Genomic DNA, 18,617 nt, shown 5'->3' with positions numbered 1-18,617 from the left:
TTATCTTAATTGAACTGAGCATTGACGCGCGGTTAAGCCAGCCTAGATAATTAGCGATTAAATTTTTACCCGAGGTTTTGCGTGGCGAAATCAAATACCCATCTGGAAATTGAAGTCAAACTGGCATGTGATTCGGTTGACGCGCTTCGCAACGCCGGACTTGACCTGAGCATCGTAAAACCGCGCTATTTTGAAGACAACTGGCTTTTCGATTTTGCCGACCAGCGATTATTCAAAACCGGCGCGGCATTGCGCGTGCGCAAAGTGGAAAATCAAGGGCTGGTCACTTATAAAGGCATCGTGATGAACAGCGCCACCTCGCCGCTCAAAGTTCGCGAAGAGATTGAAACCGAAGTTGCCCAGCCTGAACACCTGGCAACCTTATTTGAACGTCTGGGTTTGCATCGCTCATTTCGTTATCAAAAATATCGCACCGATTATCGCGTCAAACTCGCCGATAAATTCGTCAGCGTTACTTTTGACGAAACGCCGATGGGCAATTTCATCGAAATCGAAGGCGATGAAACCGAAGTATTAGCTGTGATGCAGGCGGCAGGTTTTCGCGCCGAAGACATCATCCGCGAAAGCTACCCTGAACTTCAGGTCAAACGTTGTCGCGAGATAGGCATACCAGTTAAAGATTTAGTTTTTTGAAGGATTCAGGATTCAGAGAGATACTTTTTGAAATCCTGAATCCTGAATCCTGAATCCTCGAATTATGAAAGCAATGATACTCGCAGCAGGATTTGGCAATCGCTTGTGGCCCTTGACACAAGACCGCGCCAAGCCTGCTATTCCCTTTCTCGGTCGCCCGTTAATCGCCCATTCGGTCGAACTGCTCAAACACGCAGGCATCACCGACATCACCGTCAATTTACATTATCAGGGTGAGTCGATTAAAAAGGCTCTCGGTGATGGTTCCCGGTTTGGCGTCAACCTTGATTACTCCGAAGAAGCCGAGATACTCGGCACCGCAGGCGGCATTGATAAAGTTCGCGAAAAATTCCTGGACGATGATTTCGTCGTCATCAACGGAAAAATTGTCACCGACGTTGATTTGCAATCGGCAATCCGCGCCCATCGCGAACGCCAAGCGATTGCCACACTGGTATTGAAAGAAAATGTGGCGCGCGAACGCTTCAGCATCATCGAAGTTGATGAGCGCAATTATATTTCGCGGTTTGCGGGATTTCCGCAAGCGGTTGCCACCGCCGCCGATTCGCAAAGCGGTGCGACTTCACCGGTTGAACCCGCGCCGTTGATGTTCGTCAGTATTCACATTCTTTCGCCGCGAATTTTCAATTACATTCCGCGCCACGGCTTTTCCGATACGGTGATGGATGTTTATCCGGCGGCAATGCGCGCCGCCGAAGCCGTCATCGGTCACATCGCCACAGGTCACTGGTATGAATTCAGCACCCTGACGCGCTATCTGGAACTGAGCCTCGCGCTGCTGCATAAAGATGGAAAACACATGGTGCAGGGCGCGAATTGCCAAATTGCCGACAGCGCCAGAGTCAGCGATTCGATTTTATGGGATAACGTTACAGTCGAAGCCGGTGCGCGTGTGCAGCAGGCGGTGTTAGCCGAAGGTGTGCGAATTCCTGCTGGCGCGCACATCGAACGCGCCGTGGTGGTGCGTCGCGAAATCATCAATCGCGGTGTTGAAGAACGCCAGCGCCTTGAAATTGCCAACATCGAAGAGGCGGGCGAAAATATCATTGTTCATCTGAAATAAGCGTAAGTTGAATTTTCATTATGACAGCAGAACCCTCAATCCCCCTTTCTGAAACAGTCATCGGGTTAATTGCCCGGTCGCTACAAGCAACGCCTGAGCGTGTAAGCGTCGAGCGCGTCACGGGCGACGCTTCGACCCGCGCCTATTTCCGCGCCCGCGCAAACGAACAAAGCCTCATTATCGCGCTTTACGGTTCGCCATTCGATGAACGATTGAGCGGCGCAGAACGGCTCACCCTGCTGGAGATGGATAACCCTTCGGCGCGACTGGCGTTTGCCAGCGACCCCATCGCTTACCTCGAAGCCACGGCGCTTTTCCTCGAAGCCCAATTGCCGGTGCCGAAAATCATCGGCGTATCGGGCGAAAATCGCGTGATTTTTATTGAAGATGTCGGCGATGCCCGGTTGCAGGATTGGATGCAGAATCGTTCAATCAGTGGAGTGCGTGAAGCCTACCAGCGCGCCATGCAACTCATCGTCAAAATTCAGGAAGCCACGGAACTCACCAAACAATCGGGTGTCATTTGCTCTGAGCTTGCCTTCGATGAAGCGAAGTTGAAATGGGAATTGGGATTTTTCTTTGTTAATTTCGTCAACAAGTATTTGAACCTGAAACTCGATGCCGCAACATCAATGGCGATTCAACAGGATTTTAAAACCCTCTGCGCAGACCTTGCGGCGCGTCCACGGGTGCTCACTCATCGCGATTATCATACGCGCAACCTGATGATGAAGGACGGCGAGATGTTTATCATTGACCATCAGGATGCGCGCATGGGTCCTGCGAGTTACGATGTCGCATCATTTCTGAGCGACCCTTACGCGGCAATTGATGAAGCGATAAAGAACGACATGCTCGACTATTTTATTGATTTGAAATCAAGCTCGAGCCAGCCGCTCGCAAGCCTTGAGGCGTTTCGCGAAGAGTTGCACCTGATGACCGTGCAACGCATGGTCAAAGCCATCGGCACTTATGCCTATCAGGCGGCGGTGATGAAAAATGAAATCTATGTTTCATACATTGCGCCCGCCGCCCGTGCCGCACTTGATTCAATGCATACCTTACAACGCTTTGAACCGTTAAGCGCGCTGCTTGAAAAGGCTTTGTGAAATACGGCTTTGGTGTTTCGACACCGGCTATTTAATTTTTTTCAATTCCTCAAGCAAGGTGTCATCTAGCGGTCGCACTTTGTAATCACTCGCCACATATGACCAGCGCACGATGCCACGCTTGTCTAATATGAATACGGCGGCGGTGGAAATTTTTCCGCCGGGGTCGAGAATCGAATAAGTGTCGATGATTTTGTGCCCTTCGTCTGAAAGAATCGGGTAAGGGATTTTAAGCTGTTCTGCCATCTTCTGGCTTTTATCGGGTGAGTCAACGCTGATGGCAAGCACGTCTGCGCCTGCGCTTTTGAATTTCTCATAATTGGTAGCCAAACTGGCTAGTTGTTTTCGACAATAAGGTCACCAGTAACCTCTATAAAAAACCAGCACGAGATTGGATTTTCCCGCGTAATCTTTAAGCGCCACCGGTTTGCCGGTGTGCGCAGGTAAATTAAATTCAGGCGCGCGATCACCTACCTTTGGCGTTTCTGCGAATGCAATGAGCGCCAGCAACAGCGTGAGCGTGCCTGTTTTGATTATTTTCAACATGACCTTTCTCCAAAATGAATTTCAGATATTGTTGGGGTGTGGGCTTCAACCTTTTAAGCGACAAAATTCAGTGGTGTTGGCTTTGGCTTCCTGCATTGAATTTTGCCGAAGGGAATCCCCGTTGATTAAATGCCTGCGACGGGCGATTTTATTCCAACCCGTAAAAATAAAAACAGCCACGCCGGTTTTACGACGTGACTGTTGAATCTTCCAAAAGCGTTTTAATTCGATTAACCGCGCTCGTCAATCGGCGTATAGGTCAAATCCATTGCCCCGACGTATTCGGCGCGCGGACGAATCAAACGATTACTCGCGTATTGTTCAAGGATGTGCGCCGTCCAGCCCGAAATCCGACTGCAAGCAAAAATCGGGGTGAACAAATCGGTCGGAATGCCAAGCGAATAATAGGTCGACGCCGAATAAAAATCGACATTGGCATAAAGCCCTTTTTCGCGCATCACCACTTCTTCCATCTTGCGCGACATTTCATACCAACGCGATTCGCCGGTCTGTTGCGCGAGTTCGCCCGACATCTTCTTCAAATGTGTGGCGCGCGGGTCTGTGGTTTTATAGACGCGATGCCCGAAGCCCATGATTTTTTTCTTTTGGGCGAAAGCATTCAATGTCCAGGCTTCGACGTTATCGACCGTGCCGATTTCCAGAAGGTTTTTAATCACCCCTTCGTTTGCGCCGCCATGCAAAGGACCTTTGAGGGTGCCGATTGCCGAAACCACTGCCGAATACATATCCGAAAGCGTCGCCGCCGTGACGCGCGCTGCAAAGGTCGAGGCATTCAATTCGTGGTCGGCGTGCAGGATGAACGCGACATCCATGGTGCGCGTTGCCACGTCATCAGGCTGAGTGCCGTTCAAGGTGTAGAGGAAATTGCCCGCCACCGATAAATCTTCGCGTGGCGCAACCGGTTCCAAGCCGTTACGCAAACGTTGAAAGGTGGTGACGATGGTCGGAAATTTCGCGGTCAGGCGAATGGCTTTGCGCAGATTGGCTTCGCGCGACATATCCTGCCCGTCAGAATCGTAAAGCGCCAAGGCAGAGACCACCGTGCGCAACATATCCATCGGGTTGATGCCTGCGGGAAGTGAACGAATCAAATCAACAATCTCACGGGGAAGCGCCGCTTCTTTTTTGAGTTGTGATGTGAGTTCTTCGAGTTCGGGTGCGGTAGGGAGTTTGGTGTTCCAGAGCAGATAGATGACTTCTTCAAAGGTTGAGCGTTGTGCGAGGTCGTGAATGTTGTAACCGCTGTAAATCAGTTTTCCGATTAATCCATCAACCGTGCTGATAACTGATGAAGCGGCGACAATGCCTTCGAGACCAGCCTTCGCGGCATTGGCTTCACTCGACATTTAGATTTTCCTTTCACTGAGGTGTTCATTGAATCCTGAATATTTTTCAGATATTCAAGAATAGGCAACGCTTAGAAGCGTGTCAACGAAGAGTAAAAACAAGCTTGAAAAAATCGTTACTCGTTGACCGAATGCTAACGGTTTCGTTGGTTGCAAGCGCGCTTGCCCGAAAAAATTGTCCATTTGGATGAGACCGACGGAGCCGAAAAGCTGGCGAAGCGCATTTGCCCGACCCGTTTTTTTTTGCTCAATCCGGGGATAAAATTTCATCTTCCGGTCGTGAGCCACTGACTTGCTGAAAGAGAACCGAATCCCCTATTTATCTTGATGAGTTCAGGAATAAAAAACGGACGGAGTTCAGTTGGCATTCAATTTATCGAGCATCTCTTTCGCATGCGTCGCGGTTTCACCCACAGGCGTGACGGCAAGATACAATTTCAACTCCCGCGCCGCTTCTTCGCGTCTGCCGGTTTTTAAATAGATATGCGCGAAATAATAATGGGCAATGGCAAACTCATTGCCGCCTAAAAGCAATGCCCGCACCAACTCTTTTTCCGCCACCGGCAAATCATCTATATCGAGCGCGGCAATGCCTAAAAAAAGATGCGCCGCTGCATTCGCGCTATTGGCAGCAATCGCCTGACTCAGATGGTCAATCGCTTCCGCATAGCGTTTCTGTTCGACCCGCACAATGCCTAAATTTAAACGGGCGCTAAAGAATTTCGGGTCTTGTTCCAGTATGGCATCGAACTGTTCGGCGGCTTCGTCGAAACGTTTGAGCTTGAGGTATTGCACACCGAGGTCATTACGCGCCGCCAGATAATTCTCATAAAGCGCAATCGCTTCTTTGAAATAGGCAATCGCCTCCGGCGCGGCATTTTTCTTTACGCTCTTGATTCCCAGATCATAAGCTTTTCTGGCAGCCAGTGGAATCGCGCTGTCAGCAACTTTTGCCGATACGACTTCCCCGCGTTTCTCTTTTACGGTAGGCGCATTTTTTTCCGCCAACGTGATAATGACAAAAGCCTGTTCGCCAGGGTTTAAATGGATTCGTCGAGTGACCGGTTCATAAATTTTTTCATCACCGATGGCCTGCACTACATAATTGCCTTCGAGCAGATTAGTGAAATTAAATTCGCCGGTTTTATTGGTGTAAAGCGTCACCAGCGGGGCTTCAGGTTTACTGAGAATGATTTTGACGCTGGCGCTCATGGTTACGCCGGTCGCCAGCACCAGGCGACCCGAAATCGTTGCTGACCCGGTATCAGAATAAGGCACGCCGTTTTGACCGGGGATTCGCTGCGCCTGAACAGGTGTCGCCATAGCGATTATGCAAATAGCGAAAATGAAAACGTGAAAGCTGAGTTGGGCTTTCATATCGACTCCTTTTTCAAGGGCGCGTGTAGTTAAAGGCTTCTGAAAGTGTACCGTCCGCGTTCCGCACTTGCAATATCACGGTTTGCCCCGGAGAGATTTTCTTTGCCAGTTTCTTGCCGATTAACAGGTTGGCGTTTTGTTCGTCATACAAGGTCTTCTGTTGTTCATCATTCATGAAAATCTTTGCGCCGCTGTCGAAATTTTCACCGCTTACGCGCAGGTCTTTTTTTTTAACCGTCACATTGATGATTTTCGGGCGCGTGCTGTCGCTGTCCGCATAAACGCGCACATAATCGACCGTCATTGATTGCGGAAAAACCGTGGTGTCGTCGGGGTTGCCGGGAAAATTGCCGCCGATGGCGATGTTCAAAATCATGAAGAACGGATGGTCAAATACCCAGCGATTGCCTGCCGCAACATCATTGGCGGTTTTCGTATGATAGAGATTGCCATCTACGTAAAAACGAATCGTCGTGGGAAACCATTCGACCGCGAAAGTGTGAAAGTCATCGGAAAATTTTTGCCCGCCTGCAAGGGTGTAAATGCCTGTCAGGGGATTGGCGCCCGAATAACCCGGGCCGTGCAAAGAGCCGTGATTGATGGATGGCTCCTTGCCGATGTTTTCCATAATGTCAATTTCACCGCAACGCGGCCAACCGTTCGCATCAAGGTCATTGCCAAGCATCCAGAATGCCGGCCAGATGCCTTGTCCATAAGGCACTTTAATGCGCGCTTCAAATTTGCCGTAGCGTTGCTCGAATTTGCCTTTCGTCAGCAATCGCGCCGAGGTGTATTCGCGCGTCACGCCGTCCGCGCCGGTGTAGCGTTCTTTGAGGGTTTTGATAACCAGATTGCCTTGCCCATCAAGATAGGCATTTGCCAGACGGTTGGTGTAATACTGCAATTCATTGTTGCCCCACCCGTTGCCGCCTATGTCATAGCCCCACTTCGCCGAATTGGGCGCGGTGCCCGTTTCGCCGTCAAATTCATCCGCCCAGGTGAGCGTCCAGTTTTGCGCGGTGCTGGAACTCGCCAATGCACAAATCAATAATAAACCGCCGAGAATTCCCAAAAAACTTTTACCCATGAGAGTGATTCGCTTTCGCTTACAAAGCTCTTTCCAATATTGGGGGATTGGCTAACACGGCGCGATAGACGCGCGCCACGCCGCCCATCACGGTGGCATCGAAACCGTATTTGGCGACCACCAGTTTGACTTTCTCTTCCGTCCAATGTAAAGCGCGTTTGTGCAATTCCTCATTGATGCGCGGCAGCAAAAATTCACCCGCGAGACTGAGAATGCCGCCAAAAACCACCAGGCTGGGATTGAGCACATTGATTAGCGAAGCGATGCCGGTGCCGAGATATTTGCCGACTTTATCGAGCGCCACAAGCGCCGCCCGGTCGCCTCTGCGCGCTGCGTCAACCACCATCTCGACAGTTAAATGGTCGAGTTTGCCTTTGGTTTGCGCCGGCAGCGAACTCGTCGAACCGGCTTTAATCGCTTCTTTGATATAACGAAAGAGCGCAAATTGCGACACCTGAGTTTCCCAGCAACCGCGATTGCCACACATACAGGATTCGCCTTCCGGGTTCATGGTCATATGACCGAATTCGCCTGCAAACCCCGATGCGCCGTTATACAAATGACCTTCGATAACCATGCCGCCGCCAAGTCCCACGCCGGCGCTGACGTACAGCACTTCGCTGTAGCCTTCTGCCGCGCCGAAATATTGTTCACCGAGCGCCGCCAGCGTCGCTTCATTTTCCACAATAATCCGGGTGTCGAATGATTTGCGCAGCCAATCCCTGAGCGGCACATCCTTCCAGCCGAGATTGGGCGCAAAGAGTAAATTGCCGCTTTGCCCATCAACCAATCCGGGAACCCCGAGCGCCAGACCAAGCAGCGGGTAACCTTTTTTATTGCCAATGGCGATGGCTTCTTTTAAGAGTTTGAGCAGGCGTTCAAGAATGGCGGTTTGGCTGAGCGTCGGGCTGATGCTTTCGCGTTTTTTCCAGATGATTTCGGTAGCAAAATCTGTCGTGACTGCCGAGAGAAAATCGCCGCCAAGTTCGGCGCTCACAATCGCACCGCGAGCCGGATTGATGTCGAGCATCACCGAGCGTCGCCCGATGCCTTTGGGAGAACTGATGCCGATTTCCTGAACGAAATGGTTATCCATCAATTCGGTTATCAAACTCGACACCGTGGTTTTATTCAGTCCGGTCATTTTGGCAAGGTCGGCGCGCGAAATCGGCGCTTTGTCATGCAGATGATGCATAATCCCTGAAAGATTTTTTTGTCGTAGCAACCCTTGATTACCAGTTTGAAAATTATCAGCGAACACCCCGCGAGTGATTTCTCTCGCAGCTTTTAGGTAAGATTTCATGTCGTTTGTTCCCTTGCCCGCGCTTTGATTTCCCGTACGGCTCAATGAGTCTAAGACCGGTTTACTGATTTACAGTTTTTAGTTACGGTTGTTGAGGGCATTAAGTTTTTTGTAGCCTGAACGTCTACCATAAACTTGTTGTATTATGAAGCTTGTTTTCATCGTTCGCCAAATTCTCAGGGATTATAAATTAGTTAGTTGACAAAACCAACTAATTAAAATAATCTGCAAGATATTCTCAAGTGCCAAAGAACAATCAATAAAATGCTGGCATTGACGGTTTCGCGAGAGAGTAAGGAGAGTCTATGACAGATCAGTTCACGCCTCGTCCTGAACATCACTTCACCTTCGGACTTTGGACAGTTGGCAATCGCGGACGCGACCCCTTCGGCGAAGCGGTTCGCCCGTCACTGCCGCCGGTTGACATCGTTCACCTGCTTGCCGAAATCGGCGCCATGGGAGTCAATTTTCACGATAATGATTTAGTGCCCATCGACGCCACGCCTGCCGAACGCGACCAGATTGTTCGCGATTTTCGCGCCGCTTTAGAGAGCACCGGACTCAAAGTGCCGATGGCAACCGTCAATCTGTTTTACGAACCCGTCTTTCGCGATGGCGCGTTTACCGCCAACGACCCGCAGGTTCGCGCTTATGCGTTGCAAAAAACCCTGCGGGCGATGGACCTCGGAGCCGAATTCGGCGCCAAAATATTTGTTTTATGGGGCGGGCGCGAGGGCGTTGAAACCGATGGCTGCCGTCGCGCCGATGATGCCATCAAACGGTTTCGCGAGGCGCTCAATTACCTTTGCGAATACTCGATTGATAAAGGTTATGATTATCGCCTGGCACTCGAAGCCAAACCCAATGAACCGCGCGCCGACATCTATTTCGCCTCGACCGGCGCTTACCTTGCCTTGATTCCGACGCTTGCCCATCCCGAACTGGTTGGCGTCAACCCGGAAGTCGCGCACGAACACATGGCAGGACTCAATATGACGCACGCCGTGGCGCAAGCCTGGGAAGCCGGTAAACTTTTTCATATAGACCTCAATGACCAGATACCCGGACGCTACGACCAGGATTTGCGCTTCGGTTCGGCAAATCCCAAAGCGGCTTTCTGGCTGGTGAAATTTTTAGAAGATGTGGGCTATGAAGGCTCGCGCCATTTCGACGCCCACGCCTATCGCACGGAAGATTACCAGGGCGTCAAGGATTTCGCGCGCGGCTGTATGCGAACCTATTTGATTTTGAAAGACAAAGCGGCGCGTTGGAATGCCGACCCGGAAATCAAAGCCTTGCTTGCGGAAATCAATGAACCGAATGCGCAACCGGCGTTCGGCAAGTTTTCCAAAGATGGCAGCGCCAGGCTTCTGGCACAAACTTTCGACAGAACTGCGCTTTCCGCGAAAGGCTTGCAGTACGAGCGGCTCGACCAACTGACGATAGACATTCTGCTCGGCGTGCGTTAAATCAGAAATTCCTTGCGACACGAAACCAGCTACAGTAGCTGATTTCGTGTCGCTTCCCTTTTGTAACACCGGTTCAGGTTCCGGCAAACCCGAAATACCTTTCTGTTCAGTCAATCCCAACTCACAGGTCAAAACTATGCGATTAAGCAAATTGCTCTCTATTTCGATTCACAAAAATCACTGTCGTTTTCTGGTTTTCAGCTTAACTATCTTGTCACTTTTCGTCGGACTCTTGCCGACCCGCGCGGCACACCTGCAAAGCAACCCGCCAGCCTATCGCAATGCCGGTTTGCCGATTGAACAGCGGGTTGCAGATTTGCTTTCACGCATGACGATTGATGAAAAGGTCGCGCAACTTGAATGCCTGTGGTTTAAAAAGCCGCAGGCATTACCGTCGAATCCGGCTACCATGCCCGATAGAGGCGATTTTTCGCCTGAACAGGCAGCCGTGGTCATGAAAAACGGCATCGGGCAAATCGCCCGGCAGCGCGAAAGAAAAGATGCGCGGCAGGCAGCCATTTATGCGAATGCCGCGCAGAAATGGTTGATTGACCATACGCGGCTCGGCATTCCGGCAATTTTTCACGATGAAATTCTGCATGGCAATATGGGGCTTGGCAGCACACACTTCCCGACGCCGTTGTCGCTCGCTTCGAGTTGGGATACCGAACTCATCAGTCGCATTTTTACCGCCGCGGCGCTTGAAACCCGGGTGCGCGGTTCGCATCAAGTTTTAGGTCCAAATCTCGATTTGGCGCGTGAGCCGCGTTGGGGGCGCACCGAAGAGACCTATGGCGAAGACCCTTATCTGGCATCACGAATGGCGGTCGCCTGTGTAAAAGCCATTCAAGCGCAAAACGTCATCGCCACGGCAAAACATTTTGTTGCCCACGGACAACCTGAAGGCGGCACCAACGTTGCGCCCGTAAATGTTTCGGAAAGAGTGTTGCGCGAAGTCTTTTATCCGACCTTTGAAGCGGCAGTGAAAGAAGCGGGCATCAAGAGCGTGATGCCATCTTATAACGAAGTGGACGGTGTGCCATCGCACGCCAATTACAAACTGTTGCAAAATTTGTTGCGCGAAGAATGGGGTTTTGATGGCTTTGTGGTTTCCGATTATTTTGCCATCGGCGAATTACAGGGACGACATTTGTTGACCGCAAATAAAGCCGAGAGCGCGAAGGTTGCGTTTGAAGCGGGCGTTGATGTTGAACTGCCTGACCCGGATATTTATCAAACCTTGCCGCAGCTCATCGCTGAAGGAAAAATTTCCGAATCGCAGCTTGACCAATCGGTTGCGCGGGTTTTACGCGCCAAATTTCAACTCGGACTTTTTGAAAACCCTTATGTTGACCCGGAACGCGCCGCGCAAATCGTCAACTCACAATCTCATCGCGAGCTTGCAGCGGAAGCCGCGCGGCGTTCGATTACCCTGTTAAAAAATCAGGACAATCTCTTGCCGCTCGATAAAACCAAAGTGAAATCCATCGCCATTATTGGACCCAATGCCGCAAAAGCGCATCTTGGCGGCTACAGCGATGACCCGCAACGCGGCATCAGTATTTTGCAGGGCGTGCGCGATAAGGTCGGTAGTCAAATCAAAGTCAACTACGCCGAAGGCTGCAAGATTACTAAAGAAGGTGGCAACTGGTTTGGCGATACGGCGACGCTCAATGACCCGGCAGATGATGAACGATTAATCAACGAAGCGGTGCAGGTCGCTAAAAATTCGGATGTTGCGGTGCTCGTTCTGGGCGGCAATGAAGATACCAACAAAGAAGCGTGGGCGGAAAATCATTTGGGCGACCGCGACAACCTCGATTTAGTCGGCAGACAAAACGATTTGGTGAAAGCGATTTTAGCGACTGGCAAACCGACAGTTGTTTTTTTAATCAACAGCGGCGCGCTGTCGATTAATTACATCGCCGAAAAGGTTCCGGCGATTTTGGAAGGCTTTTATCTCGGACAGGAGACCGGCATGGCTGCGGCAGATGTGTTATTCGGCGACGTCAATCCCGGCGGCAAACTGCCTGTGAGTTTTCCGCGTTCGGTCGGACAATTGCCGATTTACTACAACCAGAAACCGACAGCCAAACGCGGCTATCTGTTTACCAGTAAAGAGCCGCTCTATCCTTTCGGCTTCGGGTTGAGCTACACCACATTTGCGTATAGTGATGTGAAAGTCTCGCCGGAAAAAATCGGAGTTGCCGGAAAGGCAACAGTGAGTGTAACGGTCACTAACACCGGCAAAGTTGCAGGTGATGAAGTCGTACAACTCTACATTCACGACAAAGTAAGTTCGGTGACTCGCCCGGTAAAAGAATTAAAGGATTTTGCCCGCATCAATCTCGCGCCCGGTCAAAGTAAAACCGTGACGTTTACGATTACGCCCGAAAAATTACGCTTTTATGACATCAATATGAAGCGTGTGGTTGAGCCGGGAATGTTTGACATTATGGTCGGCACCAGTTCAGTGAAATTACAAACGGTGAATTTAGAGGTCGTCGTGAAATAGAAGCGTATTTGAGTGATGAACGCGGCAATTGTGAATCGCCGCGCTCATTTCGAGTTGATTTTGCCTGATGGCATTTTTCAATTGCACGAGAATGCCATCAGGCAATTGGTTCACTGACACAGCCGACGGCATTGTGGTTTGATTGAAGGGCTACTCCCAGGAATGCTGCGAATTACCCAAATGAATCATCGCAGTGACTCGTCGCGTTGAATTGGGGTACTTCAGGCAATTCGGGTTTAAGGAGCATTGACCTCTCGTTCTTAACTATCCGACTTCGCAATCAATTCCTCTATTGCAGATTGCAAAACGATTTACTGGAGTTGAGGAAGCGGTCTTTAGACCCTTGTTCAACCGATTCAAAGTAAACGCCATCGCACACCGCTCTATACACAAAATCATAAACCGATCAGCAAAAAAATAGCGCGAGGAAGAAGAACTTCCCCGCGCTTAACCGCTGCTAGAGTCATCGAAAGGATGATTAGAAGTAATACTTCAAAGCGAATTCAACCACGCGATGCCCGTGTTTGTTGGTGACTCTTCCAAAGTTGTTGATGGTGTCCTGAGTGAACTTGAACCCTTTGGTCGGGTCACAAACGTTATCGGTAGTTCCGCCGGTGCCATTGGGAACGCCGTTGACTTTCACATTACATTCAGTAATCAATCTGACGTTGATGTCGCTATTGGAGTTATCGCCCTGAATGAATCGGGGGTACGCCTGATTGAAGATGTTAAAGAATCCCGCACGGAATTGAATCTTCTGCCGTTCCGTGAGTTGGAAATTCTTGAAGAAGGTGATGTCGTGATTCCAACGATGCGGCGCTCTCAGATAGAAAGGTTGGACATAAGGCCCGGTGGTTCCGAATGAAGGAATCGCCAGCGCGTTCAGGTCTAACATTCTGCTGCCGAGTTTCAGACCGCTTTCAACTTGCGGGTTCCCCAAATAAACGGGGGTTACCGCGCCCGATGATGAGCCGGAATTGCTGAAAGCGTCCGTTCCGAAGAAGGCAAGCGAAGTGCCTGCGGCAAAGAGGTCGCCTTCAAATCTGAGGCGAATCGGCAAGCCGCTCTGGAAGGTGGTAATACCGGACATCTGCCAGCCATTGAACACCGCATTGGTAAACCCGTTCTTGAATCCGCTTCTTGCAATATCCGGCACCAGATAGTTGTAAGAGAGATTAAAAATGTGGGTTCTATCGTACGGCAAAATGCCATAGCTGCGTCCGCGAGTATCAATCGGGTCAACCAGATCGCCTGTCTCATTGACGCCGGTGGTGCCGAGCGCTTTCGAGAAGGTGTAGGTTGCAAAATACTGCAAGCGTTGTCCCGTTTGATGACTCAAGGTCATTTGCAACGAATGATAGGAAGAGGTCGCCGCATATTCAAAGGACGTAATGTTATTGTACGCCGGGAATGGGCGGAATTGCGCCAACACACCTGACTGTCCGGCAACCGCTACCCGCTGAACCGGATCAGACAGGTCGGCGTTACCGACTCTGCCGCTTAACAATCTGCCCAGCGGCACATAATTGATGTTCCGTCGTTGTGGCAGGTGTCGCGCTTGGGTGCCGACATAACCGGCTTCAAAGAGGTTGTTCCAAGGTAACTTCCTGGCTACGGACAAACTCATGGTTGCGATTCGCGGAATCTCTATTGAATCCGGGTTCGCGGTTTGAACATCAATCGAACCGATTTGGGTGAAGGGATTGATGAGCGGCAAGGTGCTATAAGTCAATCCTCTACCGCCTCCTAAATCACCGAAGGCATAGCTATCAAAGGTTGCCCCATAAGTATTCGGCGGTGAACCATTCAAAATATAATACTGATAGTTCCCCTGTACGCGATTGTAGAAAAGTCCAGCGCCGCCGCGCACCACAGTGTCGCCTTTGCTGCCAATATCCCAGGCGAAATTCAGTCTGGGTGCCCATTGAACCCCCGGCGAATCGGTGATGCCTTTGGGGATTTCACCTCTGGAGGCTTGTAAAATACCGTTCGGTCGGGTCGGGTCGTTGTTGATCAACACGCCCGCGCCCTGCACATAAGAAGCCGGATCGAAGCGCACTGCCAACCCGTTCTTCTCTTTGTTGGTTGGGAAAAAGGCTGCGCGCAAACCATATTCAATCGTGAGATTCGGTCGCACTTTCCAGCCATCCTGAGCATAGGCTTCATAGTTCCAGAAGACGAAATCGCCAATTGGAACTTTGGTCGAAGCGGCTACCTGTGTCGGTCTGCCGACGAGAATGTCCGCAAACACATTGCCGGTTGAACCGTTGCCCCATTGCGAGAAAATCAACTGGGTTTCCGCATTGCTTTGGAGGTTTTGAATCTTACCGCCACGTTCAATCAAACCGCCGAATTTCATGGTATGCGCGCCATAAACTTTCGTCAGGTTGTCGGTGACAGAAAGACTTGAATTATGCGCAAAGAGCGGCAATCCGCCCGGTTCCCAGAAATCGCCGGAAGTTTGACCTGACCAACTGGTAATCAGGGAAATCGGCGCATAAGGGCTTTGCTTGCCGAAAGGACCGGCAAAATTCGGAATGCCCAACGCCTCCAGGGTCACTTTGCTCGGGTCTCTGTAGTCATTGTCCAGTTTCAATTTGCTAAAGCTGAACAACACTTCGTTGGTCATTGTCGGGTTGATGACGTTGGTCATGTTGACAGCCAGCGACCGACCGAGGTTGGTGCCTTGAACGTGCGAAGGCAATTCATAGGCAGAAGGGTTCCACCACAAACCGCGCGCATAATCCTGATCTTCAAATTCACGTGCCCAACGCACATAGAGTTTGGTGTCATTGGTCAGATTGTAGTCAACTCTTAGAGTCTGTTGATTACGATTGATGGGTTGCAGTGCTTGCGAGACATAATTGTTGCGACCGCCATTGGGGTCTGTGAAGTTCGGCAATGGATAAAGGTTGATGAGCGCTTTTCCGACCGGGTCGATGCGATTGCGCACATCCAAGCCGCCCGGGAAGATGCCGTTGCGCTCGGCTTCGGTCGGTACAACATCGAAGCGCGCGCCAGGGTCTACTTTCTGGCGCTGAATTTCCAGTCCGTAGAAGAAGAAAAGCTTGTCACGGTTTTTATTGAAATTGGTTCCCGGAAAGATCACCGGACCGCCGACGTTGCCGCCCGGATACTGGTAACTTTCTTCAGGCCTGGCCACCCCATTTATTGTATTTGAGCGGTCATTGGCATTGATTTTGTGGTTGCGAATGTAATCATAGAGCGTTCCATGAAACTCGCTGCTGCCGCCTTTGGTGGTGGCGCTGATTTGCACCCCGCTGGAGCCGTGTTCAGCAGCATAGTTACTGCTCTGGACTTTCACTTCCTGAACCATGTCGTTGTTGGCGGTAATGATGGTGCCATTGTTCGCGCCGATATCGATAACTCTGGAACCGTCAATACTGACGTTGTTGTTTTCACCGCGAAGTCCATTGACGTGGTATTGATTGTTAGCATTTGCGCCGGCATTGAAACCTACAGCCTGTTGACCCGCTTCATCCGGGTTCGGAGCCGTCACTCCCGGAAGAATACGCAGCAGTTCGAGCGAACTGCGGCTGATGATGGACAGGTTTTCAATCTGCTTAGAGGTGATGGTATTCTCTTTTGCACCTGTCTCTTTTTGTATCTGCTCACCGGCCGCCTGTACGGTCACAGTTTCACTGGTGGCACCGACCTCCATAACGATGTCGAGACCACGCGTATCACTGGTGTTAAGCACCACATTGGTTTGCTGGTTGGTTTTAAACCCTTGCGCTTCAACCTTGACCGTGTAAGTGCCGGGCGTAAGCGCGCCAAAGACATAATTGCCTTCGTCGTTGGTTGACGCTTGCCGCTCTTCCCTGGTTCGATCATTGACAATCGAAACATTGGCTTTTGCGATGACCGCGCCATTGGGGTCTTTAACCGTGCCACGCAAAGTTGCGCTTCCAGTGACCTGTGCGTAAGTTGTCCAGGTGCCAGCTAAAATCGCCGCCAAGCAGATGACCAGGCTGTAGGAGAGGCGTCGAGATGTTGAGAGAAGCCTTTCCTTAAACGGAATTAGCATATAGGTACCTCCTGATTATTTATGAGCGAAACAGCACGAAACTACGTAGTTGATATAGAAACCTGCCGTGCAATAAAGTCCTGACGAGAAATTTACGGTTCCGACAAATCTTAAATTCTCAATTCACTCACCAAGTTTATTACACAGCAGGTTTAGCCTTTTGCACCGAATTTCTGAGCGGTTTGTTGAATGCCGATTAATATCCACTTCCCACTCATCAGTGCAGAACTTTAGAAAATAGCTTGCTGATTAAAAAAAGCGTTGGTGTACCAGCCTGCGACCAGCACACCAAAATCGCTAGAGAGGCTTACCTAAAAAACTGAACTGCCTGTATTAGACCACTTAACTTTAAATCCGCTGCACTATAATTTAATTAGTTGGTTTTGTCAACCAACTAATTAAATCGCCCCGAGAAAAATCACTTTGCCACGCAATTTCGGATTAATGGGGTTTGAATACTTTCCTATGCTACGCTGTTACGGACTTGTTTTGGAAGTTAATGGGGGTATAATACCTGAGTTACTAGGGGTTTTATACCTTTCCACAAGTTCATAACTCGGCAGTTTCATTATGGATACAACGAGAGAACAAAAACTGGAGCAGGTGGAGCGCATCTTGCAAAGTCAGGCGCTGCAAAGTTCCGAAAGTCTCAAATCTTTTCTGAAATTCATAGTGGATAAGGCGATTGATGAAAAGGAAGATGAGCTGAAAGAATATACCATCGCCACAGAAGTTTTTGGTCGCGGCAAACAATATAACCCCAGAACCGATTCCGTCGTGCGTGTTCAAGCCGGACGCTTGCGCGCAAAACTTTTGGAGTATTACGCCACTGAAGGAAAATTCGATAATCTGATTATCGAGTTACCCAAAGGACATTACAAACCGGTCTTCTCTTACGTTCCGGCTCCCGAACCGGCGAACCTATCGGCGTCTTCATCGCTCACGCTTGCTCCTTCGGTCGTTCATCATCTGGAGGCTTCCGATCCGGCGCACGCCGATTCCATACAAAGCGAAATCGCAACTTCAAAAAATCAAAAACGCTGGTTAATGATTGCCGCCGTCTTGATAGTCGCGTTGCTTGCGACCGTTGCCATTTTGGCGTTTTCAAACCTTGAACTGCAAAAGCGCGCCGAACAAACCGCAGCGACAATCCCTGCGGAAGTTCAGGAAGGCATCTGGTCGCCGTTTTTGAAAACTGACAGTCCGACATTACTGGTGCTCAGCAATCCTCCGGTTTATCGTTTTTTAAATGCCATGGATCCGCCCTATCTGGCTGAACGCGCCGTCCCGCTCACGGCTGAACAGAACAAGACCTTAACCGAAATGCTTGGCGAGACCTTTATTACCAAAAACAATCCAACGCCCAAGCTGATCATCTGCCCTGATGAATTTACAGGCGTCGGCGAAGCTATCGGCTTGTATCATGTCACAGACCTTTTCCGTAAAGCCGGACGCGGGCTTTCCCTCAAACAAAGCCGCACGGTGAGCAGCGAAGATTTGAAAAACCATAATGTCATCATGCTGGGCAGCGTCTGGGTCAATGAATGGACAGTTAAATTACCGATCAAAGAAGATTTCGTTTATACGAATCGCGCCACTATCGAAAATCACAATCAACAACCCGGTGAAGAGGGCGAATACAAACCCCAATTCGACAATTATGGTCGATTGATTGAAGATTACGCGTTGATTACCGTGAAACCGAATATCTCGGAAAAAGACACGGTGATGGTGTTAGCAGGCATCCATAGCGAAGGCACACAGGCGGCGGCTGAGTATGTCGCCGGTGAAAACTATCTGAGCGCCCTGAATCAACGCCTGCGAACCTTGGATACCGGCAACGAACCGCCACGTTATTATCAAATTTTATTAAAGGTCGCCGTCGATAACGGCATTCCAACGACCATCACCCCAATTGCCATTCACCCGCTCACCTCCGAGAGAAAATAGCGATGCCAGTCTGAACGCGTGCAAATCATTCAAAAAATTTACCCATCTACCAGATCAATAAAACGCCATATTTTTCAGCGCATTTCCCGTACCGATATTGCCAACCGT

At 50.2% G+C, this 18,617-nt stretch carries 12 protein-coding genes; 6 read left to right on the top strand and 6 right to left on the bottom strand.

What is annotated here, in order from left to right; genetic code table 11:
• Window positions 1–81: 81 nt before the first annotated feature.
• From AB1757_03230 to AB1757_03220, 3 genes are all read left to right on the top strand, one after another.
• Window positions 82–654: a class IV adenylate cyclase gene (locus tag AB1757_03230; protein MEW6126052.1), complete on the top strand. Its 573-nt coding sequence runs from the start codon at window positions 82–84 to the stop codon at window positions 652–654.
• A gap of 64 nt (window positions 655–718) precedes the next feature.
• Window positions 719–1,738, top strand: a complete 1,020-nt coding sequence (locus AB1757_03225) for an NDP-sugar synthase (protein ID MEW6126051.1) — start codon at window positions 719–721, stop codon at window positions 1,736–1,738.
• Window positions 1,739–1,758: 20 nt separating this feature from the next.
• On the top strand, window positions 1,759–2,847 hold the full coding sequence (locus AB1757_03220) for a phosphotransferase (GenBank protein MEW6126050.1): 1,089 nt from the start codon (window positions 1,759–1,761) through the stop codon (window positions 2,845–2,847).
• A 27-nt stretch (window positions 2,848–2,874) separates the two neighbouring features.
• On the opposite strand, the gene AB1757_03215 is transcribed toward AB1757_03220, so the two are convergent.
• The 5 genes from AB1757_03215 to AB1757_03195 form a co-directional block, all read right to left on the bottom strand.
• Complete coding sequence (locus tag AB1757_03215) at window positions 2,875–3,393, bottom strand: peroxiredoxin family protein (GenBank protein MEW6126049.1); 519 nt, start codon at window positions 3,391–3,393, stop codon at window positions 2,875–2,877.
• Between the two features lie 230 nt (window positions 3,394–3,623).
• Entirely contained in the window at window positions 3,624–4,760 is a 1,137-nt protein-coding gene (locus AB1757_03210) for a citrate synthase (GenBank protein ID MEW6126048.1), read from the bottom strand.
• 357 nt (window positions 4,761–5,117) lie between these two features.
• Entirely contained in the window at window positions 5,118–6,083 is a 966-nt protein-coding gene (locus AB1757_03205; protein MEW6126047.1) for a tetratricopeptide repeat protein, read from the bottom strand.
• 67 nt (window positions 6,084–6,150) lie between these two features.
• Window positions 6,151–7,224: a glycoside hydrolase family 16 protein gene (locus AB1757_03200; GenBank protein MEW6126046.1), complete on the bottom strand. Its 1,074-nt coding sequence runs from the start codon at window positions 7,222–7,224 to the stop codon at window positions 6,151–6,153.
• Window positions 7,225–7,243: 19 nt separating this feature from the next.
• On the bottom strand, window positions 7,244–8,527 hold the full coding sequence (locus AB1757_03195) for an ROK family transcriptional regulator (protein MEW6126045.1): 1,284 nt from the start codon (window positions 8,525–8,527) through the stop codon (window positions 7,244–7,246).
• Window positions 8,528–8,832: 305 nt separating this feature from the next.
• On the opposite strand from AB1757_03195, the gene xylA reads away from it, so the two are divergent.
• Together xylA and AB1757_03185 are read left to right on the top strand one after the other, a co-directional pair.
• On the top strand, window positions 8,833–9,996 hold the full coding sequence (gene xylA, locus AB1757_03190; protein ID MEW6126044.1) for a xylose isomerase: 1,164 nt from the start codon (window positions 8,833–8,835) through the stop codon (window positions 9,994–9,996).
• Window positions 9,997–10,132: 136 nt separating this feature from the next.
• Complete coding sequence (locus AB1757_03185) at window positions 10,133–12,511, top strand: glycoside hydrolase family 3 N-terminal domain-containing protein (protein MEW6126043.1); 2,379 nt, start codon at window positions 10,133–10,135, stop codon at window positions 12,509–12,511.
• A gap of 478 nt (window positions 12,512–12,989) precedes the next feature.
• On the opposite strand, the gene AB1757_03180 is transcribed toward AB1757_03185, so the two are convergent.
• Window positions 12,990–16,559 carry a carboxypeptidase regulatory-like domain-containing protein gene (locus AB1757_03180; GenBank protein ID MEW6126042.1) on the bottom strand — a complete coding sequence of 1,190 codons (3,570 nt, stop codon included), beginning with the start codon at window positions 16,557–16,559 and terminating at the stop codon, window positions 12,990–12,992.
• 570 nt (window positions 16,560–17,129) lie between these two features.
• On the opposite strand from AB1757_03180, the gene AB1757_03175 reads away from it, so the two are divergent.
• On the top strand, window positions 17,130–18,509 hold the full coding sequence (locus tag AB1757_03175; protein ID MEW6126041.1) for a hypothetical protein: 1,380 nt from the start codon (window positions 17,130–17,132) through the stop codon (window positions 18,507–18,509).
• The last annotated feature ends 108 nt before the right edge of the window (window positions 18,510–18,617 follow it).

The sequence above is a fragment of the Acidobacteriota bacterium genome, from assembly GCA_040754075.1.
Lineage (GTDB): Bacteria > Acidobacteriota > Blastocatellia > UBA7656 > UBA7656 > JBFMDH01.
The sequence above is the reverse complement of the archived record's forward strand: the minus strand, read 5'-3'. Positions and strand labels throughout refer to the sequence as shown.